Raw genomic sequence first — 26,927 nt, 5'->3', positions numbered from 1 at the left:
CGCCCGGAGGGACGCCCATGAAGGTTCGTCACCAGCTTCGCCAGCTCCAGATATTTCGTGAGGTTGTGCACACCGGCAGCCTGTCGAAGGCCGCCCGTCGTCTGGAACTCAGCCAGCCGGCGGTCAGCTCGGCCATCGCCAATCTCGAGCAGGAGGTGGGGTTCTTGCTGTTTCGCCGCAACAACTACGGTACCGAGCTGACCCCCGAGGCCCGCTATCTGATGGAGGGGGTCGACAAGGTACTGGCGTCGGTGTCACATCTGGACGAACTCGCCGATGGCCTGCGCCAGGGCCGCGCGGGCAAGCTGATCCTGGGCTGCATGCCGGGGCTCTCGCCCACCGCCATGCCCGGGATCATGGCCGAGTACCTGGCCGACTATCCCGATACCCGGCTGTCGTTGCAGACCTTCAGCTCGCGCAAGATCCGGGACTGGGTGGCCGAGGGCCAGTTCGATGTCGGCGTGATCGAACGCCAGGATGACCTTAACGACCTCGATGCCCGCCACCTGTCCCTGCGCATGCACCTGGCGGTACCGCGCCACAGCCCGCTGGCGGGCCTTGCTCAGGTAGAGGCGGCGGATCTTGACGGCAAGGCTCTGGTGACCCTGGACGAGCACCACCAGAGCACACTCAAGTTGAAGCAGGCGCTCAGACAGGCCGGCGCCGACTGGCAGATCGCCGCCGAAACCCACCTGTTCCCTTCCGCCATCAGCCTGGTCAATGCCGGCATCGGCCATGCCCTGGTGGACCCGGTCTCGGCCTGGAGCTTTCTGATGCGTCGCGACTGCGCCGTGGCGATCCTGCCCTTCGTTCCTGCCATCGACCTCGATATCGCCGTGATCACCTCGCGCTTTCACACCAGTTCGCGCCAGTGCCAGCGGTTTCTGCCCTATCTGGAAAAGGGACTCGACACCTGGCACCGGCGCGCGCTGTCGCCGCTCAGCCCGTGACGAGCGGGTCCGGCGCCGATTGCTGCCTGCCGGCAGCGGAGCGAAGGATCAGCTCGAGTGCCGGCACAATATCGTAGACCGGGCAGCCCGCCTCCCGTCGCACTACCTCCACGAAAGCGCTCAGGTCGGTACACTCCAGCACTACCGCGTCCAGCGGCGCTTGCGCTTTCAGTCTTCGGGTTGCCTGTGCCAGCTCCTGCGCCATGGCGGCGAGATCCAGGTCATCGCGTCGACCTTCCAGGATCACCTGACGAAACTCATCACCGTCTTCGAGCCCCTGCACCACCGGCAGAGGCCCTTGCCAGCCAGCGCCGACGAAGTGGGCGCGCTTGAGCGCCCCCGAGTCTGCGGTCAGCACGCCGATCCGTCCTGTGCCACCGTGCACGCTGGCGAGCCACGGCAGCAGGGTCAGGCTGGACAATACCACCGGCACCGTCACCGCGGCCGCGACCCGTTCCTGATAGCGCGCCATGAAGCCACAGCTCCCGGCGATGGCACACACCCCCTCACGCTCCAGACGCCTGGCGCGGTCCACCAGCAGCGCGCCCAGCTCATCCCCGGGTGCATGCAGCAGGCGGGGAATATCGATGCCCTGCAGCACCTCGTAGCGTATCGGGTGGCGAAAGGTGTCGGGGTTGCGCAGATGACCAAGCGGCTTGGTAAAGGAAGAATCCAGACACAGCACCCCAAGCGGTGCCTCTTCCATGGCGACTCTCACGGGCAAACTCCTGTTCCGTTGTAGTATCTGTGCGAACCTCAAGCCCTGGTCCACAGCGCCAGGCTGCCGTCGAGCATCAGCCCCACGCCTATCACCATCAGCGTCAGCATGGCCACTCGTCTCAATAGCACGGCGCTGCAGGGCGGCGGATAGCGGCGTCCGGCCCAGGTGGCCAGCGCCACCGCCGGCAGGGTCCACAACGCCAACAGCCAGACCTGGGCATCGAGCCCGCCGGCGGCGCCGACATACAGGGTGCGCACCCCCGAGGTCATGGCGAAGCAAGCGATCAGCAATAGCCGGATGGTCTCGGTGGGCAGCGGCTGGCGATAGCAGTGGTAGATGACCGGCGGCCCCGGCATGCCGAACATCCCGGCCAGCAGCCCAGTCATGACGCCGTTCGCGGCGAAGCCTGCCGAGGACGATACGGCCGCGCGTGGGCGCGGCCGCAAGCCCACGCTGAGCCCGCCGTAGAACACCAGCGCTCCCAGCATCAGCATCAACAGCGCCTCGGCGCTGACGCTCAGCCAGTTCAGCGCCCACACCCCGAGGCCGATAGACGGCACGATGCCGAGCCCCAGCGCCAGCACATGGCGCCGGTCGAGATGATGCAGCTTGCCGGGCAGCGCCACGGCGCTGTTGACCAGGGTCACCAGACTGACCACCGCCACCAGGGTGGCGACGCTGACCAGCTCGAAGCCACTGGCCACGCCGATGATGATCATGCCGATACCGAACCCGGACACCGTGTGCAGGTAGCCTGCCAGGACGGTGATCAGTATTACCGCCAAAAGGCCAGACAGCTCCATTCCCTCGGGTACCAGTGTCATCTTCCCTCCCGGCCGGCCAGATGAGTGTTACGCCACCGACAGCCGCTGGGCCTGGACCGTGGTGACGGCGATCACATTGACGATATCCTCTTCGCTGCACCCCCGCGAGAGGTCATTGGCGGGCCGCGCCAGGCCCTGCAGCAGCGGACCGATAGCCTCGGCGCCGCCGATCCGCTCGGCCAGCTTGTAGCCGATATTGCCAGCCTCAAGGTCCGGGAAGATCAGCACATTGGCGTTGCCCTTGACCCTGGAGTCCGGCAGCTTGCGCTCGGCGATCTCGGCGACGATGGCGGCGTCGAGCTGCACGTCCTCGTCGATGGCCAGGCCCGGGCGCGCGTTCTTGACCTTGCGCGCCGCCTCCACGACCTTGTCCACCGAGGCGTGGTGGGCGCTGCCGCTGGTGGAGAACGACAGCATCGCCACCCGTGCCGGTTCGTCGAGCAGCGCCTCGGCGCTGTCGGCGGCGGCCATGGCGATCTGCGACAGCGCCTCGGCGTCGGGGTCCACCACCAGCCCGCAGTCAGAGAAGATCATGCCTCCCTTCAGGCTATGGAACTCCTTGCACAACATCATCAGAAAGAAGCTCGACACCAGGCTCGCCCCTGGCGCCTTGCCGATCAACTGGATGGCGGCGCGGACGACGTCGGCGGTGGTGTGCACTGCCCCAGCCACACAGCCGTCGGCCAGGCCGTCGCGGACCATCAGGTTGGCAAAGATCAGCGGCTCACGTACCCGCTGGGCGGCATCCTCCGCCGTCATGCCCTTGGGCCCGCGCAGTTCCAGCAGGAGCGTTGCCAGGCGATCGGTGTGCTCGGAGTCGGCGGGATCGATCAGCTCGATCGCCCCAATCTCGAGCCCTTCGGCCTCGGCCCGGGCGTCGATCGCCTGACGATCCCCCACCAGCAAGATTCGGGCATAGCCGGCCTGGCTTGCCGCCAGTCCTGCCTTGAGCACCCGCGCATCGTCGCCCTCGCACAGCACGATACGTCTGGGGTCCTGGCGGGCCATGTCGCGTATATGATTGAGCGCTTTCATCGGAACAGCTCTCCCGGGGTCATTGTTATCGGAGACTCCGCCCATCCCTTCACTCAGCCGGGGCTCTTTACCACCCTCTGGCGAATGTAAAAAAGCCCTGGCACCAGGCCAGGGCAATGTCGTCATACCGGACGAGAGAGTCTTGCGTGGCGAGTCAGACAGGGGAGTCCTTCGCCGCCGGTATCAGACGTAGTCCTGGTACTTCTCCAAGAGACGCACCGGCTTCTTCAGGGCGTCACGGCGGAAGGGGTCGCCCAGTTCGCGGGTACACATGATCTCGATGATGCAGGTCTTGCCTTCGTTCATCTGCATGTCCACCGCCTTCTTCAGCGCCGGGCCCACGTCTTCCAGACGGTCCACGGTGATACCCTCGGCACCCATGGCGCGGCCGATCTCGGCGAAGCTCTCGTTGTCGAGCTCGCCGGCCACGAAGCGGCGGTTGTAGAAGTCGACCTGGTTCTTCTTCTCGGCGCCCCACTGGCGGTTGTGGAACACCACCGCGGTGACCGGGATGCCGTGACGCACGGCGGTCATGGTCTCCATCAGGCTCATGCCCCAGGCACCGTCACCGGCGTAGGCGATGGCCGGACGATGCGGCGCGGCGGTCTTGGCACCGATGATGGTCGGCAGGGCGTAACCGCAGTTGCCGAAGCTCATCGGGGCGAAGAAGCTGCGCGGCTTCTCGAAGCGCAGGTAGCTGTGGGCCACCGAGTTGATGTTGCCGATATCGGTGGAGACCATAACGTCTTCCGGCATGGCCTTCTCGAGCTCACGCAGCACCTGACGCGGGTGCAGGTACTCGCCGCCGGAGAACGGCTTTTCGTCCTTGGCTTCCTCGATGGCGTCGAGGCTGAACGGATCACGCTCGTGGGTCCACTCGTCGAGTTCCTTCTCCCAGGCGTCCTTCTCGGCCTTGATCTTGGCAAGACGCTCGTCCTTGGAGGCGTCGCAGGCCAGGTCACGGCCCTCGAGGCGCTGGCTCAGCTCGACCGCGGCGGCCTTGGCGTCGCCGCAGATGCCGACAGAGATCTTCTTCACCAGGCCGAGCATCTTGTGGTCGGCGTCCACCTGGATGATCTTGGCGTCCTTCGGCCAGTAGTCCATGCCGTGCTGCGGCAGGGTACCGAAGGGCCCGAGACGGGTGCCGAGCGCCAGCACCACGTCGGCCTGGGAGATCAGCTTCATGCCGGCCTTGGAGCCCTGGTAGCCCAGCGGACCACACCACTGCGGATGGCTGGCGGGGAAGGAGTCATTGTGCTGGTAGCTGTTGACCACCGGCGCGCCGAGGCGCTCGGCCAGGGCCTTGCACTCTTCCACCGCGTCGGCCATGACCACGCCACCACCGGAAACGATCACCGGGAACTTGGCCTCGGCCAGCAGGGCCGCCGCCTCGTCCAGTGACTGAGCGCCACCGGGGCCGCGGTCGATGCGACGCGGCTCGGGAATCTCGGCCTCGATCTCGCCGTAGAAGTAGTCACGCGGAATGTTCAACTGGGTCGGACCGATCTCCGACATGGCCCGCTCGAAGCAGCGACCGGTGTACTCGGCCATGCGCGCCGGGTGGGTGACGTGGCCCTGATACTTGGTGAACTCCTGGAACATCGGCAGCTGGTTGCACTCCTGGAAGCCGCCCAGGCCGATACCGGTGGTGCCGGTTTCCGGGGTGATCATGACCACCGGGCTGTGGGCCCAGTAGGCCGCCGCGATGCCGGTCACGCAGTTGGAGATGCCGGGGCCGTTCTGGCCGATGACCACACCGTGGCGGCCGGAAACACGGGCATAGCCGTCGGCCATGTGGGCCGCGCCCTGCTCGTGCACCACCGGAATCAGACGAATGCCGGCGGGGGCAAAGATGTCCATGGCGTCCATGAAGGCCGAGCCCATGATGCCGAACATGTCGGTGACGTCATTGGCGACGAGGGTTTCGACGAAGGCCTCGGAGGGCGTCATCTTCTGCTTACCCTTCACGACCTGGCGCTTGTTGGTGTTGTCGTTGTGACTCATGGGGCTCCTCCAGGGAACAAAAGCGGATGCTGGCGGCGTCGGCCATCAGGGCCTCGGGCCTTGTCTTGGCTTGAGCCGCTCCGGATCGGTCGCCTCAAGCTTTTCGATACCATAAGTTCCGATTTGCGAAACTTGACCCAAAGGTAGCGGCCGATTCGTGCCCGGTCAAGACGAATTTCATTATTTGATACGTTACGGTTCGTTTTTTATAAAAAAAGACCGTCGTCGTGCCACCCTGTTTGCTCCGCCAAGCCCCTGCAGCGCCTCCCGCCGCTCGCCCGCCCCTCCATCCGCGCCCCTTGCACCCTTGCCTGCAGGATCGATCACGCGCCTTTTGCCGAACCCCCGCATCCCGCTGAAAGGCCCGCCATTGCTGCATTGCAGCGGCATTTCGGAGGGAAAAATACGTTGACAGTCCCGCGGGAGACTTCTAGACATACAACTCATGTACATCTGTTAAATGACTTGATCAAAACCCTCTACACACTCACCAACCTTGATGCGACCGCCATCAAGCCCGTGAAAGAAAGCACGCCAAAGGCAAACGCGCTTATCCCAACTGAATGACAACGACAACAGACGCCCGCCCCTGTGGCGTCACGGGAGGCTCAAGGTGGAACTACTGCATTACCTTCCGCAGGTTCTCAGCGGCTGGAACCTGCTTATCCTGATCGGCGGCACGATCGTCGGATTGATTCTGGGGGCGACGCCGGGGTTCAGTCCGACGATGGCGGTGGCGCTACTGATCCCCTTCACCTTCAAGATGGACGCTACCTCGGGGCTGATCCTGCTCGGCGTTCTGTATACCTCGACGGTCGCCGGCGGCGCGGTCAGCGCCATCCTGATCAACATCCCCGGGGCGCCCGCCAACATTGCAACGATGCTGGATGGCCACCCCATGGCCAAGGCCGGCAAGGCGACCCAGGCGCTGTACTACTGCTTTATCAGCTCCGCCGTCGGGGGCGTGCTGGGGGTCCTGGTGCTGATCTTCCTGACCCCTTACCTGGTCAATGTGGCGCTGAAGTTTGGCCCCCCGGAGCTGTTCTGGACGGCCATCCTCGGCATCACCGTCATCGGCTCTCTGGGCAGCGCCTCGGTACTCAAGGGCTTGCTCGGCGGCGCGATCGGCGTCTGGATCTCGCTGATCGGCTTCAACCCGGTGACCGGCACCGAACGCTTCGTCTTCAGCGAGCATCTGCAGGGCGGCATCACCATCATCCCGGCCCTGATCGGCCTGTTTGCGATACCCCAGGTGCTGCAGATGGTAGAGGGCGCCAAGGGTGCCAACGGCGGCGAACGCTTCGACATGGCACCCACCTCCGTGATCAAGGCGATCATCTTCAACCTGAAGAAGGTCAAGGCGCTGGTGATCGGCAGCCTGTCCGGCATCATCGTCGGCATCATTCCCGGCGCCGGTGGCCAGATTGCCGGGCTGATTGCCTACGACCAGTGCAAGAAATTCAGTCACAACAAGGACAATTTCGGCAAGGGCGAGCCGGAGGGCATCATCGCTGCAGAAAGTGCCAACAACGCCATGGTCGGGGCGTCACTGGTGCCCATGCTGTCGCTTGGCATACCGGGCAGCCCCACCGCCGCGGTGCTGCTCGGCGGCCTGTTGATTCAAGGCCTCTTTCCCGGACCAGACCTGTTCACCCAGCATGCTTCGGTCGCCTGGACCTTCATGGGAGCACTGCTGATCAGCCAGATTCTGCTGGTGGTGTGTGGGCTGTGGATCAGCGGGATCGGCAAGTACGTCATTCGGATTCCTCGCCACATCATGGCGGCGGCGGTGACCACGCTGGCCATCTTCGGCACCTACAGCGTCCAGAACAGCTTCTCCGACGTCATCATCATGATGTCCATGGGCTCTCTGATGTACTTCGGCATGCAGTACGGCTTCACCCCCGGGCCCATCGTACTCGGTATCATTCTCGGCCCTATTGCCGAAACCAACTTCCTGCAGAGTCAGATGCTGGCCCAGGCCGGCGACGGCATGCTGCGTTACATGTTCGGTGGCTGGCTCAATATCCTGCTGGTCTCGCTGTGCCTGCTGTCGGTGGCCTACAGCCTCTACGCCAGTTGGCAGGCCCGCAAGACCCGCCAGCGTGCGACGCCCGATCATCGAGTCCAGGTACATCCGGAGGCCAACCATGATGCTCACTAAACCGCGTCAGGTGGCCCTCGGCGCACTGATCATTGCACTTGGCCTGGTAGCCGCCTCCTGGGCAGGCGGGGCATACGGCTACAGCTTTCCCCGAGTGGTGTCATTGATCGTACTGACTCTGGCAGTCGTGCTGCTCGCGGTGGAAATCCTGGCCCCAGGCCAGGCCGAGGAAGGCGCCATCTCCATCCCCTGGGGCAGCATCATCCCGGCGCTTGCCATCTTTTTCCTGCTACTGCTCGCACTACGAATTCTCGGCTTCTACGTCACCACCCTGGTGGGGTTCGTCGTCATCAGTAGCGTCTATATGCCCGGGCTTTCCTCGAGCCGAAAGATCCTTCTCAACATCGTCATCGGTACCGGCTTTCTGGCGGTGCTCTTCGGCGTATTCACTGCCCTGTTAAAGGTGCAGTTTCCCAAAGGCCTACTTCTGTAGAAGGCATAAAACAATGACCATTCACGCCACCTCAGTAAAGCGTCAAACAGCGTCAACCCTCGCGGTCTGTCTGTTGCTTGCTCCCCTCCCCAGCCTGGCGGACTTCCCGGAAAAGCCCTTGAATCTGACGGTCGCCTATTCGGCTGGTGGTGCAACAGACTTCCAGGCCAGGATCGTCACCTCGAAGGGCGATGAGTACCTCGGGCAGCCGGTCACGGTGATCAACCGCCCGGGTGCAGGCGGACAGATCGGCTGGAATCAGTTTGTCAGTACCGGCGCTACCGATGGCTACGATATTGCGGCCTATAACGTGCCGCACTTCATCGCTCAGTCGATCATGTACGACACCGATTACAGCATCGAGAACCTGCAGCCCATTGCAAACTGGGGCGCAGACCCTGCCGTACTCATCGTCGGCAAGGACAGTGAGTTCGATTCCATCGATGACGTGGTGGAGTACGCCAGAGCCAATCCTGGAAAGTTGACGGTCTCGGGCGCCGGGCTCTACGTCGGACACCATATTGCTGCCCTTCAGCTTCAGCAAAGCGCCGAGGTGACCCTGAAGTACCTTCCTACCTCAGGAGGAGTGGACGCCCTCAGGTTTGTTGTCGGTGGTCAGGTGATGGCGGGATTCAACAACTTGTCCGACGCCTTCCGCAACCAGGACCGCATCAAGATCCTCGGCATTGCCGATCTCGAAAGAAGCGAAGATTTCCTGCCGGATGTACCCACCTTTATCGAAGCGGGATACGACGTCGACGACACCAGCCTCAACCTCAGGGGGATCATGGTTCCCAGAGGGGTCGACGCGGAAACGGTCGACTACCTCTCTTCCAACTTCATCGACATGTTCCAGGACGAGGGAATCGCCGAGCAGATGAAAGAAGGCGGATCGACCCTTCGCGTCATGGAAGCGTCCGACCTCGAGGCGCTGTGGAAACAACAGCAAGCGTACCTGACTGAACTCTTCGCTCAGCTCGAGACACCGTGACCTCTGCGGATTTCAGGCCAACGGCAACAAAAGCAAGGGTAGCGACGCGTGGAACACAGGCCTCATTCCCCTGCACCGCAGGGAGCCGCCATCCATACCCTGAGCCGCCCTTGCTTACCCCATCGACACGTCGAGGTAGCAACATGGATACCAACCACAAGCATTCTTCTGACGACAATAGCGCCTACCGGCTGGTAGCCCCCATTGTCGAACGAGCCCGAGAAGCCCAGCGCCGGTTCGAGCAATACGACCAGCAGCAAGTCGATGAAGTCGTGCTGGCCGCCGCCTGGGCGTTGATGGAGCCCACGCGAAATGAGGAGCTGTCACAACTCGCAGTGGCCACCACCGGGCTTGGCAAGGTTTCCGACAAGATCGCCAAGAACCACCGCAAGACCCTTGGATTGCTGGCCGACCTCGAGGGCAAGCGTACCGTGGGTATCGTCTCCGAAGACCCGAGCACAGGCATCGTCGAGATATCCCGCCCGATCGGCGTGGTCGGCGCCGTGGTGCCTTCCACCAACCCTGCGGCCACGCCCACCAACAAGACGATCAACGCACTCAAGGGTCGCAACGCCATCGTGCTGGCTCCCTCGCCCAAGGGCTACGCCGTGTGCGAACGGCTGGTGAACTACATGCAGGACGAGCTCGCCCGTATCGGAGCCCCCCGGGATCTGGTGCAACTGCTACCGGACCCGGTGACCAAGGCGAGCACCCATGCCTTGATGCAACTGGTCGACCTGATCGTCGTCACCGGCTCCCAGAACAATGTGCGCTCCGCCTATTCCAGTGGCACCCCGGCCATCGGCGTCGGGGCAGGCAACGTCCCGGTCATCATCGATGAAAGCGCCAATATCGCAGATGCCGCGCGCAAGATTCTTGCCTCCAAGACCTTCGACAATGCGACCAGCTGCAGCTCGGAGAACAGCCTGGTCATCCTCGACAGCGTTTACGACAGCATGGTCTCGGCACTGCGCGACCACGCGGCGGTACTGCTGACCGAACAGGAAAAGCGGATTCTCGAAGGTCGTATGTGGACGGATGGCAACCTCAGTCGTGACGTGATCGCCCGGGATGCCGGCAGTATCGCCAGCACCGTGGGGCTCGATCGTCCGGCGTGTCTCGACGCCTCGATCCTGCTGGTGGAAGAAAGCGGTATCGGGGCGGACTACCCCTTTTCGGGCGAAAAGCTGTCACCGGTGCTGACCCTCTACCGGGCCAGAGACTTCGAGGACGCCTTTGCTATCACCAGGGAACTGCTCGAATACCAGGGCAAGGGGCACTCCTGCGGTATCCACAGCACCACCGATGAGCACATCGAGAAGCTGGGACTGGAGATGCCGGTCTGCCGGGTGATCGTCAATCAGGCCCACGCCTTCGGCAATGGTGGCAACTTCGACAACGCCCTTCCGTTTTCCTTGTCGATGGGCTGCGGTAGCTGGGGCAAGAACAGCATTTCCGACAACATGAACTACCGCCACTACCTCAACACGACCCGCATCGTGCGCACCATCGAGGCCTCTCCCCCTCTGCCACAGGATCTGTTTTCCGGTTTTTTCGACAAGCACGGCATCGCCAATCCCTTCTAGAGGCCGGCCAGATGATGACCATTCAAGACACCATCAAGCATCAGTGTGAACGCCAACCCGCCACTGATTTCCTGATCTGTCCCGACACTGGCGAGACGGTCTCAATGTCCCGACTCCAGGAGCGAGTCGAGTGGGTGCATGGCCTTCTTCAGGCGCGCGGCTGCCAGCCCGGCGACTATGTGGCCATGCTGATGGACAACGGACTGTGGACCGCCTCACTGCTGCTGGCGATCATGGCCAGCGGTCGTGTCGCGGTCTCCTTGAACGCCATCGCAGGGGATGCCCAGTTGCGCTACGTGCTGGAGCACTGTGATGCCACGACTGTCATCGTATCGCCCCACTACGAGCAGCGCCTTGATGGCCTGCTCGACGGGAGCGAGAAGGAAATTCTGGTCGCCTGTCCTCGCAACGGGCCGCGGCAGCAAGAGCGTATCGCGTCTTCGCCCTTGCCCGTGGTAGCGCCCGACGACACGGCATTGTTGATGTATACCTCGGGCACAACAGGCAAGCCCAAGGGCGTCGTGCTGACCCACGCCAATCTGATCGCGGGGGGAAGGTGCACCATGGAGGCCCACTCGCTGTGCCAGAAGGATCGCGCCCTCTGCGTTCTGCCGCTTTACCATATCAACGCCCAGGTGGTCACCATCATGGCGCCACTGATCAGTGGCGGCAGTGTGGTGCTGCCGGAGAAGCTGAGTGTCTCGGCATTCTGGGACTGGCTGCTCGACAACCAGTGCACCTGGTTCAGTATCGTGCCGACGATTGTCGCCTACCTGCTGGAGCATGCCGAGAAGCCGGAGTCGAAGGACCTGCGCGAGGATCCGCGCATGCGTCAGGTGCGTTTCGGGCGATCTGCCTCTTCGGCACTGCCGGCGGAGAGCCACCGCCGTTTCGAGACCACCTTCGGTGTCAGCCTGGTGGAAACCATGGGACTGACCGAAACCGCGGCCCAGATCCTGTCCAACCCCTTGCCCCCTTTCGAATCTCGCTACGGATCCCCCGGTATCGCCTACCGCAACGAGGTCAGTGTCTTCGACTCGACAGGACAGGTACTGCCCTGCCACCAGATCGGTGAAATCGTGGTCCGCGGCGACAACGTCATGAAGGAGTACTACAAGAATCCCGAGGCCACAGCAGACACCATCGATAACGAGGGTTGGCTGCACACCGGCGACCTTGGCTATCGCGATGAGGAAGGCTTCTTCTTCATCACGGGCCGCATCAAGGAGCTGATCATCAAGGGTGGCGAGAACATCGCCCCGCGCGAGATCGATGACGCCCTGCTGGCCCATGAGGCGGTGCTGGAGGCAGCCGCCTATCCCATGGAAAACCGGCACTACGGGCAGGTCGTAGAGGCCGTCGTGGTGCTCAAGGAAGGCCATCGGGCGACCCAGCAAGAACTTCTCGACTACTGTCGCGAGGGGGTCGGTGACTACAAGGCGCCTGAACATGTTCACATCGTGAAATGGCTGCCCAGAGGGCCCTCCGGCAAGGTCCAGCGCCTCAAGATTGCGGAGATGATCGACCATCTGCATCAAGCACCGGCCTAGCCTGGCGCCCGATGCCCTGGCCTGCGCTCGCGGTACCCAGGGTCCTGCCTGATCGATGTTTCGGGCGGGCCTGGCGCCGGCGAGCCCGGCCTTGGCGTCGAAGGTGCCTCGGCCACGTCGGTTCACCGCCTGCGCCATCCAACCTTTGTGAGGATGAAGCCATGAGCTTCCAGATATCCCGGCTGCTGTATGCCACTGACCTCAGCGCCCACAGCCCCGACGTCTTCCGCAAGGCCATCGGTATCGCCGAACGCTTCGGCGCCGCGGTCCACCTGCTGCACGTCATCGAAGATCCGGCACTGTTGAAAGACAGCCTGGCCAGCCGCTATACCGCCGTTTCCCCGCTGGACAACTATCGCGAACGAGCGACCCGGCAGGCCATCGATGAAATCAAGCGCCGCCTTGAAGACTTCGGCCACTCGACACTGGCCTCGGAAGACAGCTACCACGCCTCCCTGAAGGAGATTCACGTCCGCATTGGCAAGCCATCCCGAATCATCCTGCAGGAGGCCGACAGAATCGATGCCGATTGCATCGTCATGGGAACACAGCGCCAGTCCGGGCTGGGTCATATGGTGCTTGGCTCGGTGGCGCGCAAGATCAGTCGTCGCACCCGCCGCCCGCTGTTTCTCTTTCCGGTCTGAGGCCAGGGGTCACACGGCCGGAAAGGTGTCTGCACAGGAGCCCCGTGATAGATTGATGAAATACCACTTAAGAATGAAACGGATGAATCAAGGTGTGAAAGGGGCGAGCGCCGTCACGCTGCTGCAGGGCAGCGGCGAGTCAGACAAGCGCCTGACCCGAGCAGCCTCCCCTTCCGACCTTGCCAGCAGCGGGATCTTGCGAATGACCAGTGAAAACGAATCTGATCGCCTTGGCCTCTTCTCCCCCGAGGTGATGGTGGCACAGCCGGGGAAACCGCTGTACCGACTGCTGCAGGACCATATTCGCGGCCTGATCGAACGGGGGGACCTGGCCCCGGGCGACCTCATTCCACCCGAATGGCAGCTCGCCGACCGGCTGCAGATCAGTCAGGGAACGGTCAAGAAGGCCATCTCCAATCTGGTCTGGGAAAAACTGCTGTTCCGCCATCAGGGCAAGGGCACCTATGTCTCGCGGACCGACTTCGAGGAAACCCTGTTTCGCTTTGTCAGCTACGGGGACGCCGACGGCAAGGACGTGCGTATCCACAAGACCACCACCGATCGCGCCATCCGCCAGGCTCCCGATGAGGTCTATACCCGCCTCGGCCTGAGCCAGACCAGTCCAGTCACCTATATCGAGCGCCTGGGAGTGGTCGATGACGCCCCGACCCTGGTGGAGTACAGCTGGTGGCCAAGCGTACTGGTGCCGGGGCTGGAAGATTCCGAGCTTTATATTCCCGACTACTTCTATGCCTTGATCCTCGACCGATTCGGCATCCCCGTCGTCCGGGCCGACGAAACCCTGACCGCAGAAGCCGCCGATACCCACACCGCCGCCCTGCTGGACATCGCTCCCGGCACCCCGGTGGTGGTGCTCAAGCGGATGACCTACACCAGCCACGACCGTATCGTGGAAGTCCGTACCACCAAGGGAAGGGCCGACCGCTTCAGCTACCGTGCCGAAATCCGCTCGGACTTTTGACTCGGTGCAAGCTCAGACAGGGCAGCCTATGCCGGATACCGCGACAACCGGTTGGCCATGGCCGAGTCCTGGCTCATGGGTGCCTGTCCACTCACGTCCACAGCCCGGTTCCCGACGCCGACGTGCTCCAGTCAGAGACGACAGCGATCTCGGTGAATTCCGTTTTCCGATACACATTGATTAATTTTTAGATACGTATAGGCTTGTAGTATCGAGGAGACCCCGCCATGAGCACAGCAAGCTTTGACACCCGGATCATCGAGGGCGACACCCCGGCCCAGCGCCTGCTGGCGCTGCTCGAGGTGATCGCGGAGAAGGACCAGTACTTCACCCTGCAGAGCCTGGTGGACGAGACCGGCCTGCCCAAGCCAACGCTGCACCGGATGCTGCAGCAGCTCGAGAACTCCGGCATGCTGCAGCGCGAAGCGGACAACCGTCACTACAGCAAGGGCAGCCGCCTGCGCCGGCTGGCCGAGACCCTGCTGCTCAACGACACCGTTCAGGGCGCACGTCACGGCGTGCTGGCTGAGCTGGTCCGCGAGGTCGGGGAAAGCTGCAATATCACTGCCCTGTCCGGCAGCGAGGTGCTCTATCTGGACCGCGTCGAGACCTCGGCGCCGCTGCGCTTCTATCTGCATCCCGGCTCCCGGGTGCCTGCCCATTGCTCCGCCAGCGGCAAGCTCTTTCTGGCCCAGATGAGCGCCTCCCAGCGCCGTCGGCTGCTCGCCGATGCCACCCTGGAGGCCTTCACCCGAAACACGCTTACCGACATCGACGCTCTGGAAGCGGAGATCGAGCAGGTCAAGCGCGACGGCTACGCCTTCGACGACGAGGAATTCCTGCCGGGGCTTCTGTGCATCGCAGTGCTGGCCCCCAACCCCACCGGGGTCTCCAACGTCGGCCTGGCGATCCAGGCACCGGTGATGCGCATGGATAAACAGCGCGCCCTGGATTGCCTGCCCGCGCTGGAGCGCGCCGCCGCCGCCATCGCGCGGATCAACCAGGGTGCCCTGCCCGAGCCCATCGCAGAACCGGAAACCTCTGCCTGACGCCCTCGCCTGGTGGCAACGCCCGCCATGTCCGGAATGCGTGCCCCCGACGTCAACCCGCAAGACGTCAAACAGCCAGGCATCAAACAGCAAGGCGCCACCACCGCGACAACGGTGATGGCGCCAAGGTGCATCGGTTAGTCGCTCACGCAACGAGAGCAACGAAAGCAACGAGCGCTGCCGAGGTGACACAGGCCTCAGTTGTAGAAGAAGCTGACGCAGCGCACGAAGCTGCTGCCTCCCGCGGTCACACAGCGATGTCGTATCCAGCGGTCTCGCTTGGATAGCCCCTCATACCGGGTCCACTGCCAGTAGCCTGAAGGCAGGTGAAAGGTATGTAGATGCTTCCAGTTGCCAAAGACATTCTTGTAGTAGTGCAGGGTGGCCGCCGGCCCATGGCAGGCAGTGGTGACACCAAGAGAGTTGCGACGCTTGCGGTCAGAGGTCCAGCGATCCCGGAAGGAATAGTGGGCCTCCGGGTCGCACCACCACCAGGTGTTGCTCGGGAAGGAGACGGTCTCGCAGTTGTGGTTGCGAAACAGATGATAACCATCGCCCGGGACACAGTATTGCTGGCCTGCTCCGCCTCCTGCCGAGGACCCTGCCCTGGCAGTGTCCGGCGTTATGCCCAACTCGTCCAGATCCACCTCGATGGGTTCTTCCAACCGCTCCACGGTGCGATTCTTGAACGCCTTGCGGTCGATGTCGGGATTCAGCTCGAGCAGCATCTTCGGGATGGGCACCTCCTGCGGGGCGAGCATAAGGTAGTGATCCAGCGCGGACTTGCCAACTTCGCTTGCAAAGGTTCGCGGGGTCGCACGATCGCTCACGCCCAACTCCCGCATACCTACCTGGGCCTCCTTGTCGTCGCCTCTAAGCCCGACGAATTCGACGCGGTTGCCGTTGCTGAGATCGAAACGGGCCAGCGGCATGGGCTCCGCAGGACCGCTGACCAGCGGCGCCCCGTCCGGCCCCAGTCCCACCGCGGCCAGGTCATCTGGCCTGTCCAGCTCTGCCGGTTCGGCCAGTGTTTGCTGATATCGTGCCGACAGTTCCTGTGCCAATTGCGGGTTTCGCGCCAGCAGCACGTCGAGCTGCTCAGGCGTCAGTCCAGCGGCCTGACACGTACATGATGATGGTTCGTTCATGATCGACGTCCTCCACCTGGGAAGATCGTGCTCCGCCGGCCGGACCTCCCGGCGTCACCGACGGCGTTAGACGAAACACGCTGCGACGCCTTATTGGCAGCGGTCTTCTCAGCATGGTCAAAGTTTGCTTTGCCAGCCATCGGTCATGCCGCGCTGCTTCAGCTACTGAGATGACATCTACGCGAAATGGCTGATAAGTCTCATGAAAATCCTTATTGGCGGGTTAGGCCGTTTTTTACTCGAATCAGTACAAAAACACATATCACGACGGACTCGGATGTAACGACAGTCACACAAGGAAAATGACCGCGCCACGCGCGAGCCGCCGTCCTCTGGCCGCCACCGCCCTTTAACCTTATGCTGTAGAGAATAATGAGCGCCGAGCCCTAGCCGCTCGGCGCCGTCGTCGCTGACGCAGTCCGCGTCTTCGGCTTGTTCAACGCCCACTGTAAGGATGCGCCTCATGCCTGGCTTGCTCCCGGACGTCGATCCCGATGGCCTGCTGGAATACTCCGTGGTCTATACCGACCGCGCCCTGAACCATATGTCGCAGAGCTTTCAAGGCGTAATGCGCGACATCTCCACCACCTTGAAGCAGGTGTACAACGCCCACAGCGCGGTCATCGTGCCCGGGAGCGGCACCTTCGGCATGGAGGCGGTAGCCCGCCAGTTCGCCCAGAACCGCAGCGCCCTGGTCATCCGCAATGGCTGGTTCAGCTACCGCTGGCACCAGATCCTCGAGATGGGCAAGATCCCGGCGGAACTGTGCGTGGAGAAGGCCCGACGTCAGCAGGACAGCGATCCGACCTCGGCGTTCGCCCCGCCCCCCATCGAGGAGGTCGAGCAGGCCATCGAGCGACTGCAGCCGGACATCGTCTTCGCCCCCCACGTGGAGACCTCGTCCGGCATGATCCTGCCGGACGACTACATCCGTCGCGTGTCCGATGCGGTGCACGCCCACGGCGGCCTGATGGTGCTGGACTGCATCGCCTCGGGCACCGTCTGGGTGGACATGCAGGATACTGGCGTCGACCTGCTGATCAGCGCCCCCCAGAAGGGCTGGAGCGGCTCACCCTGCTGCGCCATGGTGATGCTCTCGGCCCAGGCGCGAGAGATCATCAAGGAAACCACCAGCACCAGCTTCGCCGCCGATCTCAAGAAGTGGCTCGAGATCATGGAGGCCTACGAGAATGGCGGCCACGCTTACCACGCGACCATGCCCACCGACAGCCTGCGCGAACTACGCGAGATCATGCGCGAGACCGACGCCTACGGCTTCGACAAGGTGAAACAGGAACAGTGGGCCCTGGGTCAGGGAGTGCGCAGCCTGCTGGCCGAGTACGGCTTCAAGAGCGTCGCCGCCGAGGGTTACGAGGCGCCCGGTGTGGTGGTCTGCTACCACAACGACCCGGGGCTGGTCGGCAAGTTCGCCGCAGCCGGCGTCCAGGTCGCCGCCGGGGTCCCGCTGATGTGCGATGAAGGCGACGATTTCCAGACCTTCCGCATTGGCCTGTTCGGCCTGGACAAGCTGCATCAGCCCGAGCGCAGCATCGACCACCTGCGCAAGGCGCTGGACAGTATCAAGGGATAGACGGACTGGCACCCACCAGATCGGGCCGCACAGAAAAGCCCAGATAGAAAAAGGGGCGACGCATCAGCGTCGCCCCTCTTGTCTTACCCGTGTTGTCGGACTGAACGGCCAGGTCTTGCACGCCTCGAGTTTCATTGCTCTCGGGTCATCCCCGTCAACTTGTCACTCTTTAGCCGACCTTTGATCGATCTTTAGTCGACCTCTTGCCACCCTCCAGTCACCCTCTAATCACCCCAGCAGCGACAGAATGATGCGCTCTCCGTAGCCCCACAGCAGGACGGTCATGCCGAGCAGTCCTTCGAGCACCAGTACCCCCACCGCAAGGGTGGTGCTGGAGACGACGAAGCCTTCCTTTTCGCTGATATCGAGAAAGGAGGGAATGCCCAGATACAGCAGGTAGGCGGTGTAACAGAGGCCGATAACGCCGGCCAGCAGGCACAGCCAGATGATCGGGTAGATCGCCACGATGCCGCTCAGGAACATCGGGGTCGCCACATAGCCGGCAAAGATGATGCACTGGCTCTGGCTGGGTGTCTTGGGAAAGCGTTTGGCCGAGTAACGGATGGTCTTGCCGACGATGTAGACCGCCGCCAGGATCACCAGATAGAAGGCGATCCCCGCCCCCAGGGCGTCTAGATAACTGAGCTTGATGGTCGTGCCGCCGCCGAGACTCCAGCCGACCTGGGTGGTACCGATGTACGAGCAGATCACCGGTATGGCGGCCAGCAACAACACGTGATGCGCGTACAGGTGCGTTATCGTCTCCCTTTCCTGCTTGATCTGCTTCCATTCGCGATTCGGGTGGGCCATCAATCCCCAGACGTGTGTCAGCATACTGACTCCCTCCTGCTACCGCTGAAGTAAGTCCCGAGACCGGCACTCGGCGCCCGCGACTCCGTTGTCCTTAACTTGCAGTATAGAAGCGATTTTTCGCTTCGCTACCAACGTTACCGTACATACTATACAAGTCCTGTACAACACTTGACCGCCAGTCACGCTTCACCCATACGACTGATAAACACAAAAAAAACCCCGCATCGGTGAAGATGCGGGGTTTCGGTTTCAGCGCCACCCGATCAGGACATGGAGGTCCACATCGGCGTGCTTGGCATCAGCGTCGCGTCCAGTGACATCATCAGGCTCAGCGCCGTGATGGTGAGGATCGAGATGCCGAATACCTGTCGCGCCCAACGCACGTTGTCGTCGGTACGGTAGCCCTTGGCCGCGATATACAGCCAGTAGACGCCCAGCACCAGGGCAACGATGAAGTAACCGGGTCCAGCGTAGCCGGCCAGACTCAGCGACAGCGTCGCACCGATAAAGGCCAGGATATAGCCCAGGATATGGTGCTTGGCCGTACCGATACCGCGAACCACCGGCAGCACCGGAATGTTGGCGGCGCGGTAATCTTCCATGCGAAAGATCGCGATCGCGTAGGAGTGCGGCATCTGCCACAGGCTGAAGATCACCAGCAGGGTCAAGGCGCCGGTATCGAAGCTGCCGGTCACCGCGCAATAGCCCACCACCGGCGGCACTGCCCCGGAGAGGCTGCCGACCAGAGTGCCGAACTCGGAATTGCGCTTCATGTAGAGGCTGTAGGCCCCTACATAGATGACGAAGCCGAAGGCCGCCAGACCCACCGTCAACGCATTGGTCCCCAGCGCCAGCAGACCGAAGCCGGCGATGCCCAGCAGGGTGGCAAACCGAAGTGTCGCCGCTTCGCTGACCCGCCCCTGCACCAGCGGGCGGTTGCGGGTGCGCTCCATCAAGGCATCGATGTCCTTGTCGATGACGTTGTTGTAGGCGCAGCCCGAGGCGATTACCAGGGCCAGACCCAACAGCGCCGACAGGAACACCATGGCATCGAACTGGCCCTGGGCGGCCAGGAAGTAGCCGCCCAGAACAGAGATCACGTTGCCGCCGATGATGCCCGGCTTGGTGATGGTGAGGTAGTCCCTGAGAGTGTCCCTGAACATCATGCGAGTCGGCGTCAGCCGATCATCATGTTGTGATGCAGGTGGTACATGATCCATAGGGAACCTCCGATGACCAGAACCAGGATCGCCACGGTGAAGACGAAGGACATGAAGTTCCAGCCTTCATCGGCCTTGGTGTTCATGTGCATGAACAGCACGAGCTGCACCAGCACCTGAGCCACCGCGGTACCGACGATCACGATCACCGTCGCGAAGGTGTCGAAGGCGCCGGTCATCACCGCCCCGAAGGGAATGACGGTCAGCACGATGGACAGGATCAGGCCGATCACATAGGACTTGACGCTGCCATGGCTGTGATGGTCGTTGGCGTGTCCGCTCATATCACAGGGCTCCCATCAGGTAGACGAAGGAGAAGACGCAGATCCAGACGATGTCCAGGAAGTGCCAGAACAGGCTCAGACACATGATGCGCGGACGCACCATATCGTCGAGACCACGCTGCTTCACCTGGATCATCATCACCAGGATCCAGATCAGACCGGCGGTCACGTGCAGACCGTGGGTACCGACCAGCAGGAAGAAGGCCGACAGGAAGCCTGAACGATCCGGACCAAAGCCCTCATGGATCAGGTGATGGAACTCATAGAGTTCCAGCGCCACGAAGGCCGCGCCCAGCAGGAAGGTGATCCCGAGCCACTTCATCACCTTGGATGCCTGATTGGCGTTCATGGCGAGCACCGCCATGCCGTAGGTGAAACTCGAGAACAGCAGCAGGAAGGTCTCGACCAGGATGAACGGGAGCTGGAAGATCTCGCCCGGGGTCGGACCATCGGCCGTGCCCCGAAGGAGCACGGCGTAGGTGGCGAACAGTGACCCGAAGATCACCAGGTCGCTCATCAGATAGACCCAGAAACCGAAGACCTTGGTACCCGCGGCATCATGATGGTCGTGGTCGTGATCATGGTCATGCCCGTGGGCATGACCTTGCTGGTTGAGGGTGTCGGTTGCCATGGTTATGCCTGCATCTCCACACGGTTCTGGTGTTCGCGCTCGATACGCTCGACTTCCGCGGCCGGCACGTAGTAGTCGACGTCATCGTTGAAGATACGCGCGATGAAGGTGGCAAACATGCCCAGTGCGGTCACGATGGCAAGCCACCAGATATGCCACACCAGGGCGAAGCCGAAGACCGCGGAGATCAGACCGATCACCGGACCTTCCCAGGTGTACTTGGGCATGTGAATGTCCTTGTACGGTCCCTTGGACACGCCGGCCTTGCCGCCGTTGGCCTGCTTCTGGTTCCAGAAGTCGTCGATGTCCTTGATCTCGGGCAGATGCGCGAAGTTGTAGAACGGTGCGGGAGACGAGGTCGCCCACTCCAGGGTACGCGCATCCCAGGGATCGCCGGTGACGTCCTGGTTCTTCTTGCGATCACGGATACTGACGTAGAACTGGATCACGGTGCAGGCGATGCCACACAGAATCAGCACGGCGCCGATCCAGGCGATGATCATCCACGGCTGCCAGGCGCCGTTGTCATAGGACTGCATGCGACGCACCGCACCGAAGAAGCTGAGCACGTACAGCGGCATGAAGGCCACGTAGAAGCCGGTCAACCAGAACCAGAAGGAGCGCTTGCCCCACTTCTCGTCGAGGGTGAAGCCGAAGGCCTTCGGGAACCAGTAGGTCAGACCCGCCAGCATGCCGAACACCACGCCGCCGATGATGACGTTGTGGAAGTGGGCGATGACGAACAGGCTGTTGTGCAGCACGAAGTTGGCCGCCGGTACCGCCAGCATCACACCGGTCATGCCACCCAGGGTAAAGGTGATGATGAAGCCGATGGTCCACAGCACCGGAGAGGTGAACTCCAGACGACCGCGGTACATGGTGAACAGCCAGTTGAATACCTTCACCCCGGTGGGGATGGCGATGATCATCGTCATGATGCCAAAGAAGGCATTGACGTTGGCCCCGGCCCCCATGGTGAAGAAGTGGTGCAGCCAGACGATGAACGACAGGAAGGTGATGGCGATGGTCGCCCACACCATGGTGCCGTAGCCGAACAGCCGCTTGCGAGCGAACGTCGCGATAACCTCGGAGAACACCCCGAATGCCGGCAGGATAAGGATGTACACCTCAGGATGGCCCCAGGCCCAGATGAGGTTGACGTACATCATCATGTTGCCGCCAAAATCGTTGGTGAAGAAGTGAGTCCCCAGGTAACGATCCAGCGTCAGCATCGCGATGGTCGCGGTCAGAATCGGGAAGGACGCGATGATCAGCACGTTGGCGCACAGCGACGTCCAGGTGAAGATGGGCATACGGAACAGGGTCATGCCCTTGGTACGCATCTTCAGGATGGTGACGAAGAAGTTGATACCGGTCAGGGTCGTACCGATGCCAGATATCTGCAACGCCCATATCCAGTAATCCACCCCGACGCCGGGACTGTACTCTATCCCCGATAGTGGCGCGTAGGCCAGCCAGCCGGTCGCGGCGAACTCACCGACCACCAGCGAGACGTTGACCAGGATGACACCGGCAACGAACAGCCAGAAGCTCAAGTTGTTAAGGAAGGGGAAAGCCACGTCGCGCGCGCCGATCTGCAGCGGCACCACCAGGTTCATCAGACCGATGACCATGGGCATGGCGACAAAGAAGATCATGATCACACCGTGGGCGGTGAAGATCTGATCATAGTGGTCAGGCGGTAGATAGCCCTCGGCTCCGGCCGAGGCCATGGCCTGCTGGGTACGCATCATGATGGCGTCGGCGAAGCCACGGATCAGCATCACCAGCGCGACCAGGAAGTACATGATACCGAGCTTCTTGTGGTCGACGGAGGTGATCCACTCGCGCCACAGATAGCCCCACTTCTTGAAGTAGGTCAGGCCGCCGACCACGGCGATCCCGCCCAGGGCGATACCGATCGCCACCACCATGATGATGGGCTCCTGGATCGGAATCGAGTCTAACGTCAGTTTTCCAAACATGATTTACTCCGCTGCCTCTGCGCTCATGGACTCGCCGTGAGACTCGCTCTCGTCGCCATGGCCGCCTGCGCCGTGCCCGTTGACCACGCCGCCGTAGGTCTCGACGAACTCGGCATGCTTGCCGCCGGCCAGGAAGCTCTTGATGATGCGCTCATAGAGCGCCGGGGTGATCTCGGAGAAGTACTGGACCTCGTTGTCCTCGCTTGGCGTGGCGAGATCGTAGTACTCCTCGGGGAAGGTCAGCGTATCGGACGAGGAACGCACCTTCTCCACCCACTCTTCGAAGTCCTCGACGGAACCCACGTGGGCGTCGAAGGTCATCTCGGAGAAGCCTGCACCGCTGTAGTTGGTGGAGCGGCCCGGATAGACGCCCTGCTCTTCGGCGATCAGGTGAACGTCGTTATCCATGCCGGCCATGGCGTAGATCTGGCTACCCAGGCGCGGAATGAAGAAAGAGTTCATCACCGAACCGGAGCTCACCCGGAAGCGCACCGGAGTGTCCTCGGGGAAGGCCAGTTCGTTGACCGTGGCGATGCCCTGCTCCGGGTAGATGAACAGCCACTTCCAGTCCAGTGATACGGCCTGGATTTCCATGGGCTCGTTCTGTCCTTCCTTGGCCTCGAGACTGCGGTGCGGGTCGAGGCTATGGGAGTTGTACCAGGTCAACAGCGCCAGGAAGACGATGATGACGCAGGGAATGAACCAGACGATGGCCTCGATCTTGGTCGAATGGGCCCAGTCGGGTGAATAGGTGGCATCGGTGTTGCCACGGCGATAGCGCCAGGCAAACCACAGGGTGAGCACGATGACCGGCACCACCACGATCTGCATCAGACCGAAGGCGGTGAGGATCAAGGTACGCTGCTCACGGCCGATCTCCCCCTTGGGGTCGAGCAGCGCCGATTCGCAGCCCGCCAGCAACAGGGGCAGCGCCAGCATCAGCACAACGCTGAGCACGCGCAGGTACGACTTTCTTCTCATGTAGCAACCTCGTCAGGGCTTGGAGGCGGAATACCAGAGATTACGAGCTCAGGCTCGCGCGATGTGCAGGGGCCGCTGAGGTGGAACATTGCATGCACCTTTGGCAAAAGTTGCATGAAATGTGCCGAACCACGGACTAGACCCGCAAAATTTCGCATCCCCTACCCTGCCTCGGTACCACGACAAGACGTCGTCACCTGAACAAAAGAAGTAGATGGAATGCGACCGGGGCGTATTGTCGACAGAGCGACCAGACTTGAGAAGCGACGATTTGCCGCAGGGGTGTCGCACCTTTCCTTGATCTGTCGCACCAAGGCGTCGCAACAGTGCACAAATGGCCAATTGCCTGGGCCAGCAGAACCTGCCCTGCGACCCAACACCACACCCAGCAAGCACCACCAGGAACCGTATCAGCGAGGCCGGACCCCACCCTATGGGAAAGGCGATCTGATGGAAAAGAACGATAAGCCGCGCCGCGCTATCGCATGACGCTATCGCCTGACGTTATCTCCCCCGACGCCATCGCCCCAACGCCAGGACGAAAACGATGACGATGTCGAGAAGGCCAGACCGTGAAGAGGGCGATAAGGAAGGTGCAGATAGGAAAGGATCAGATAAGGAAGGATCAGATAAGGAAGGATCAGATAAAGAAGGACCGGCTCACCAAGGGCCTGGTCATGAAAGAGCGAATCGGCGACGAGGGCCAGATCAGCAAGGAGGCCAAGGGAAGGCTCGAGCAGAAGGGACAGACCACAACGAGAGGCGCAACCGTGCGCCCAGGGGACCACTATCGAGAAAGGCCGTCAGAGACTGAAAGGCCAATGATCCGCAAGACAAGAAGTCACAAGACAAGGATCCACAAGCCAAGAATCCGAAAGACAAGGATCCACGCTGGGCAAGAAACCGAAACCGGGGAATCAGGGATGAACCAGCCGAGACGCCACTTCCGGCGTGCGTGACAGGCCTGCGGCACCCTCGCCGTGGGTGATGATGACATCGGCGTCGATCAGGGCGCCAAAGAAGGCGGGGCGCAGCACGCCCCACTTGCTGTCGTCGAATACCAGGATCCGCTGGGCGGCGGTTTCGATGGCGGCCTGCTTGGGCGCCACTTCATGAAAGTGAAAGCAGCTCAGGCCCCGTGCGGCATGCACCCCGGCGGCGGAGAGAAAGGCGCGATTGATGCCGAGTCCCCGGACCTGGCGGGCAATATCTTCGCCGTCGAAGGACTGGGAGACGCCCTGATAGACGCCGCCCAGCAGGATCAGTCGGATGCCATCGAAATGGCTGACCGCATTGGCCACGTTCAGGGCGTAGGTCACCACCGTGAGGTCTCGTCGGCTGGCAAGTTCTGCGATCATCGGCACCAGGGTGGTGCCGCAATCGATAAACAGGGTATCGCCGTCTTCCACGTAGCCACTGGCGCGGCGACACAGACGCGCCTTGATATCGGCGCCGCGATCCTGTTGAGTTTCCAGGTCGTAGACTGGCGTGAAGTGGGGGTCGTCGCGGCGAACCAGATGCCCGCCCATCAGCATCAGAGGGCTGTCCTTGGTGGACACGTCGCGCCTCAGGGTCATCTCTGACACACCGCAGAGGATGGCGGCGTCCGCCAGCCTCAGGCTGCCGCCTCCGGCGAGCGCCTGCAAAAGGCGCTCCTGTCGCTGAATACTGCGCTGATTCATGGATTCTCCCCCGCGCCTCGACGGTCATGGCTTGCTGCCGTCGTTTTTCAATAAGCATGCCCTGAACTACCGGGTTCAGCCAGTGCCCGGGCAGGTAAGAAAACGCCACTGCACAAATGTTATTTTTCTCACATCAGGTGTTACTATACACTCATTGACGGATGGGCCCAGCCCGTGCCGGCCAATTCCGCTCGACAACAATCACTCGACACGAGCCGCCGCCATGCCCCATCACCTCTATAATTCCTGTTCTGATACCCCATTCGGCATAAGAGATTTCCGCCCCGTTCGAGGCAATTGCCCGCTATCAACGCGATGCGGGACGCCAGACCAGGCCCGAAGTGCGATGATCTATTCTTCAACGTTCATATTTTGATGAGGCGAAGGAACCTATGACACTCCTGATGAGCCTGGTCGGCATGGCCACCCTGATCGCCATCGCCGTCGCGTTCTCCTACAACCGCCGTGCCATTCGCCTGAGAACCGTGGGGGGCGCCTTCCTGATCCAGGCTGGTCTCGGGGCCTTCGTCCTTTACGTGCCCTTTGGCCAGAAGGTCCTGAAGACCGTATCGGACGCCGTCAGCCAGGTGGTGCTCTACGCCAACGACGGCATCGATTTCCTGTTCGGCGGCCTGGCCAACGCCGACAGCGTCGGCTTCGTGTTCGCGGTCAAGGTGCTGCCGGTCATCATCTTCTTCTCGTCGCTGACGGCGGTGCTCTACTACCTGGGCATCATGCAATGGGTCGTGCGGCTGCTCGGCGGCGCGCTGCAGAAGCTGCTCGGCACCTCACGCACAGAGTCGCTGTCCGCCACCGCCAATATCTTCGTCGGCCAGACCGAGGCGCCGCTGGTCGTGCGGCCCTTTATCGCCCGCATGACCGCCTCCCAGCTATTTGCGGTGATGTGCGGTGGCCTGGCCTCGGTGGCGGGCTCGGTGCTTGCCGGCTACGCCGCACTCGGCATTCCCATGGAATACCTGGTGGCGGCCTCCTTCATGGCGGCCCCCGGCGGCCTGCTGTTCGCCAAGCTGATCATGCCGGAGACCGATCCCGAGGCGGACAAGGCCGACCGCGTCTCCGAGGTCATCGAGGACGAGGACAAGCCGGCCAACGTGCTTGACGCCGCCGCCGGTGGCGCCTCGTCCGGCCTCAAGCTGGCGGCCAACGTGGGCGCCATGCTGCTGGCCTTCATCGGCTTGATCGCCCTGCTCAACGGTATCCTCGGTGGCGTCGGTGGTTGGGTCGGGTTCGAGGATCTCAGTCTCGAGCTGATCCTGGGCTGGGTGTTCTCGCCGCTGGCCTTCCTGCTCGGCATTCCCTGGGAAGAGGCGACCCTGGCCGGGTCCTTCATCGGCCAGAAGCTGGTGGTCAACGAGTTCGTCGCCTTCATCAACCTGGCCCCCTACATCGACGGCGAGCAGCTCGTGGCCGCCACCGGCGAGGTGATGAGCGACCATACCGCCGCGGTGCTGTCCTTCGCGCTGTGCGGCTTCGCCAACCTGTCCTCCATCGCCATCCTGCTCGGCGGGCTCGGCAGCATTGCCCCGAGCCGTCGTCACGACATCGCCCGCTATGGCCTCAAGGCGGTACTGGCCGGCACCCTGTCCAACCTGATGTCGGCCTGCATCGCCGGCTTCTTCATGACTCTGGGCGCCTGAT

23 protein-coding genes are annotated in these 26,927 nt (G+C 62.2%); 11 read left to right on the top strand and 12 right to left on the bottom strand.

What is annotated here, in order from left to right:
* Nucleotides 1–17 precede the first annotated feature (17 nt).
* Nucleotides 18–950 carry a LysR family transcriptional regulator gene (locus tag NFG58_RS05860; RefSeq protein WP_052704284.1) on the top strand — a complete coding sequence of 311 codons (933 nt, stop codon included), beginning with the start codon at nt 18–20 and terminating at the stop codon, nt 948–950.
* On the opposite strand, the gene NFG58_RS05855 is transcribed toward NFG58_RS05860, so the two are convergent.
* The 4 genes from NFG58_RS05855 to xsc form a co-directional block, all read right to left on the bottom strand.
* A complete protein-coding gene (locus NFG58_RS05855) occupies nt 940–1,668 on the bottom strand; it encodes an aspartate/glutamate racemase family protein (protein ID WP_146164632.1) in 729 nt (242 codons plus the stop codon). The two genes, NFG58_RS05860 and NFG58_RS05855, sit on opposite strands and share 11 nt — an antisense overlap.
* 38 nt (nt 1,669–1,706) lie before the next feature.
* Complete coding sequence (locus NFG58_RS05850) at nt 1,707–2,495, bottom strand: TSUP family transporter (RefSeq protein ID WP_204248926.1); 789 nt, start codon at nt 2,493–2,495, stop codon at nt 1,707–1,709.
* 27 nt (nt 2,496–2,522) lie between these two features.
* Nucleotides 2,523–3,530 carry a phosphate acetyltransferase gene (pta, locus tag NFG58_RS05845; RefSeq protein ID WP_045991935.1) on the bottom strand — a complete coding sequence of 336 codons (1,008 nt, stop codon included), beginning with the start codon at nt 3,528–3,530 and terminating at the stop codon, nt 2,523–2,525.
* Between the two features lie 183 nt (nt 3,531–3,713).
* On the bottom strand, nt 3,714–5,534 hold the full coding sequence (gene xsc / locus NFG58_RS05840; protein WP_045991934.1) for a sulfoacetaldehyde acetyltransferase: 1,821 nt from the start codon (nt 5,532–5,534) through the stop codon (nt 3,714–3,716).
* Between the two features lie 613 nt (nt 5,535–6,147).
* On the opposite strand from xsc, the gene NFG58_RS05835 reads away from it, so the two are divergent.
* The 8 genes from NFG58_RS05835 (at nt 6,148) to NFG58_RS05800 (ending at nt 14,933) form a co-directional block, all read left to right on the top strand.
* The gene (locus NFG58_RS05835) at nt 6,148–7,698 is read left to right on the top strand and encodes a tripartite tricarboxylate transporter permease (RefSeq protein ID WP_348827760.1); all 1,551 of its coding nucleotides are present in this window, start codon (nt 6,148–6,150) and stop codon (nt 7,696–7,698) included.
* Complete coding sequence (locus tag NFG58_RS05830; RefSeq protein ID WP_045991932.1) at nt 7,685–8,131, top strand: tripartite tricarboxylate transporter TctB family protein; 447 nt, start codon at nt 7,685–7,687, stop codon at nt 8,129–8,131. Before NFG58_RS05835 ends, NFG58_RS05830 begins: the two co-directional genes overlap by 14 nt.
* 13 nt (nt 8,132–8,144) lie before the next feature.
* Complete coding sequence (locus NFG58_RS05825) at nt 8,145–9,122, top strand: tripartite tricarboxylate transporter substrate binding protein (RefSeq protein WP_108131554.1); 978 nt, start codon at nt 8,145–8,147, stop codon at nt 9,120–9,122.
* A 143-nt stretch (nt 9,123–9,265) separates the two neighbouring features.
* Nucleotides 9,266–10,708 carry an aldehyde dehydrogenase family protein gene (locus NFG58_RS05820; protein WP_181248558.1) on the top strand — a complete coding sequence of 481 codons (1,443 nt, stop codon included), beginning with the start codon at nt 9,266–9,268 and terminating at the stop codon, nt 10,706–10,708.
* Between the two features lie 11 nt (nt 10,709–10,719).
* The gene (locus NFG58_RS05815; protein ID WP_181248559.1) at nt 10,720–12,258 is read left to right on the top strand and encodes an AMP-binding protein; all 1,539 of its coding nucleotides are present in this window, start codon (nt 10,720–10,722) and stop codon (nt 12,256–12,258) included.
* A gap of 161 nt (nt 12,259–12,419) precedes the next feature.
* Nucleotides 12,420–12,902 carry a universal stress protein gene (locus tag NFG58_RS05810; protein WP_045991929.1) on the top strand — a complete coding sequence of 161 codons (483 nt, stop codon included), beginning with the start codon at nt 12,420–12,422 and terminating at the stop codon, nt 12,900–12,902.
* Nucleotides 12,903–13,104: 202 nt separating this feature from the next.
* Nucleotides 13,105–13,884, top strand: coding sequence for a GntR family transcriptional regulator (locus tag NFG58_RS05805; protein ID WP_181248561.1), 780 nt, complete (start codon nt 13,105–13,107; stop codon nt 13,882–13,884).
* A 227-nt stretch (nt 13,885–14,111) separates the two neighbouring features.
* Complete coding sequence (locus NFG58_RS05800; protein ID WP_108131551.1) at nt 14,112–14,933, top strand: IclR family transcriptional regulator; 822 nt, start codon at nt 14,112–14,114, stop codon at nt 14,931–14,933.
* A 197-nt stretch (nt 14,934–15,130) separates the two neighbouring features.
* On the opposite strand, the gene NFG58_RS05795 is transcribed toward NFG58_RS05800, so the two are convergent.
* On the bottom strand, nt 15,131–16,081 hold the full coding sequence (locus NFG58_RS05795) for a hypothetical protein (protein WP_348827759.1): 951 nt from the start codon (nt 16,079–16,081) through the stop codon (nt 15,131–15,133).
* Between the two features lie 463 nt (nt 16,082–16,544).
* On the opposite strand from NFG58_RS05795, the gene NFG58_RS05790 reads away from it, so the two are divergent.
* A complete protein-coding gene (locus tag NFG58_RS05790) occupies nt 16,545–17,672 on the top strand; it encodes an aminotransferase class V-fold PLP-dependent enzyme (RefSeq protein ID WP_045991926.1) in 1,128 nt (375 codons plus the stop codon).
* A gap of 228 nt (nt 17,673–17,900) precedes the next feature.
* On the opposite strand, the gene NFG58_RS05785 is transcribed toward NFG58_RS05790, so the two are convergent.
* The 7 genes from NFG58_RS05785 to NFG58_RS05755 form a co-directional block, all read right to left on the bottom strand.
* Nucleotides 17,901–18,506: a Yip1 family protein gene (locus NFG58_RS05785; protein WP_083970270.1), complete on the bottom strand. Its 606-nt coding sequence runs from the start codon at nt 18,504–18,506 to the stop codon at nt 17,901–17,903.
* A gap of 242 nt (nt 18,507–18,748) precedes the next feature.
* A complete protein-coding gene (gene cyoE / locus NFG58_RS05780; RefSeq protein WP_348827758.1) occupies nt 18,749–19,651 on the bottom strand; it encodes a heme o synthase in 903 nt (300 codons plus the stop codon).
* Between the two features lie 11 nt (nt 19,652–19,662).
* Nucleotides 19,663–19,989 carry a cytochrome o ubiquinol oxidase subunit IV gene (gene cyoD, locus NFG58_RS05775; protein ID WP_222515415.1) on the bottom strand — a complete coding sequence of 109 codons (327 nt, stop codon included), beginning with the start codon at nt 19,987–19,989 and terminating at the stop codon, nt 19,663–19,665.
* Nucleotide 19,990: 1 nt separating this feature from the next.
* Nucleotides 19,991–20,620: a cytochrome o ubiquinol oxidase subunit III gene (locus tag NFG58_RS05770; protein WP_348815596.1), complete on the bottom strand. Its 630-nt coding sequence runs from the start codon at nt 20,618–20,620 to the stop codon at nt 19,991–19,993.
* A gap of 2 nt (nt 20,621–20,622) precedes the next feature.
* Nucleotides 20,623–22,605, bottom strand: a complete 1,983-nt coding sequence (gene cyoB / locus NFG58_RS05765; protein ID WP_045991923.1) for a cytochrome o ubiquinol oxidase subunit I — start codon at nt 22,603–22,605, stop codon at nt 20,623–20,625.
* A 3-nt stretch (nt 22,606–22,608) separates the two neighbouring features.
* Entirely contained in the window at nt 22,609–23,586 is a 978-nt protein-coding gene (gene cyoA, locus NFG58_RS05760) for a ubiquinol oxidase subunit II (RefSeq protein WP_348827757.1), read from the bottom strand.
* Nucleotides 23,587–24,503: 917 nt separating this feature from the next.
* The gene (locus NFG58_RS05755; RefSeq protein WP_108131548.1) at nt 24,504–25,268 is read right to left on the bottom strand and encodes a DeoR/GlpR family DNA-binding transcription regulator; all 765 of its coding nucleotides are present in this window, start codon (nt 25,266–25,268) and stop codon (nt 24,504–24,506) included.
* A 392-nt stretch (nt 25,269–25,660) separates the two neighbouring features.
* Between NFG58_RS05755 and NFG58_RS05750 the strand changes: the two genes are divergently transcribed.
* Nucleotides 25,661–26,926: a NupC/NupG family nucleoside CNT transporter gene (locus tag NFG58_RS05750; RefSeq protein ID WP_045991920.1), complete on the top strand. Its 1,266-nt coding sequence runs from the start codon at nt 25,661–25,663 to the stop codon at nt 26,924–26,926.
* Nucleotide 26,927: the final 1 nt, after the last annotated feature.

This window comes from Halomonas sp. RT37 (genome assembly GCF_040070525.1).
Classification (GTDB): domain Bacteria; phylum Pseudomonadota; class Gammaproteobacteria; order Pseudomonadales; family Halomonadaceae; genus Halomonas; species Halomonas litopenaei.
Note: the sequence above shows the minus strand (reverse complement) of the source record. Positions and strands in the feature narration are given on the sequence as shown.